The organism is Calidithermus terrae (assembly GCF_003574345.1).
GTDB lineage: Bacteria > Deinococcota > Deinococci > Deinococcales > Thermaceae > Calidithermus > Calidithermus chliarophilus.
Genome location: NZ_QXDL01000439.1, coordinates 1 through 1,080, shown reverse-complemented (window position 1 = coordinate 1,080; position 1,080 = coordinate 1). Strand labels below are relative to the sequence as shown.

Annotated in this window: 1 protein-coding gene; it reads left to right on the top strand. The window is 73.0% G+C overall.

Translation table 11 applies throughout. The annotated features are described in order from the left end of the window. Positions 1–15: 15 nt before the first annotated feature. A partial coding sequence (locus Mterra_RS21450; protein WP_147373058.1) for an SH3 domain-containing protein occupies positions 16–1,080 on the top strand: 1,065 nt, incomplete at its 3' end.

Genomic DNA, 1,080 nt, shown 5'->3' with positions numbered 1-1,080 from the left:
CGTCGAGCACCCGCCGTGCAGCGCAAGGAAAAGGCCGGCCGGGGTGAGGAAGCCGTCAACAAACCCGGCGTGGTCTTCGTGGACGAGGCCAACCTGCGCCTGGCCCCCGACCCCGGCAGCAGGCTCCTGGCGACCCTCCGCTTCAACGACCGGGTGTTCGTGGTCTCGGAGGCGCCCGGGGAGTGGCTCCGGGTGATCGCGGGCGGCCGGTCGGGGTACGTGGCGAAGCGCTGGGTCAAGACCGACCTGCCCGACCCCGGGTCACGGCTCCACAAGGTGCAGAGCGGGGAGAGCGCCATCGGGATCGCGCAGCGCTTCTACCAGGAGCTGGTGCGGCCAGGCCAGGACCTGCGCTTCTACGTCAACGTCCTGGCCTACGCCAACCCGAAGGCCGTGCGGGGCCAGGGCGGGGACTGGCGGCGGGTGGGCTTCCAGGCCGACGCCCTCATCTGGGTGCCCAGCCCTGCCTTCGCCCAGACCCTCAAGGGGGTGGTGGGCGACGGCTCCATCACCGGCGGCCTGTGGGCCAAGGCCAAGAACCTCGGGGATCGCCTCGAGGACGTCGTGAGGTCGGTGCTCGAGTCGCCCCAGCACCTGGGCGAGGTGCTGGGCGAGCTGGTCCAGCTCGCCACGGACCACTGGCCCGAGATCGTGGCGACCACCGTAGCCCTGGTCGGCGCCGAGCTCGTCGCCGGGGCCCTGGCCGCCGCCCCCGATCCCACCCTGGTCACCAAGTTCCTGGCGATGGCCCTGCAGGGCGTCATCGTCGCCGTGGCGGGCGCGGGGTTCGTGCTCTCGCTCGAGCAGGCCGTCCGGCACGGCCAGGCCTGGATCAAGGCCGCCTGGGCCGCCAACGGCGACCCCGAGCGACGCGCCGAGGCCTCTAAAGCCTTCCTGCGCATGGTGGGGAGCATCCTCGGCGCCCTTCTGGCCGCCGCCGGGGTTCGGGGTGGCTGGGGCAAGCTCCAGCAGTACAGCCGGGTCAAGGTCCCGCCCCGCTTCCGGCCCGAGGGCGAGGTCGTCACCCCCGAGGGCCAACGGGTCCAGCTAGGCCAGACCCCCGAAGCAGCGGCACCCGCC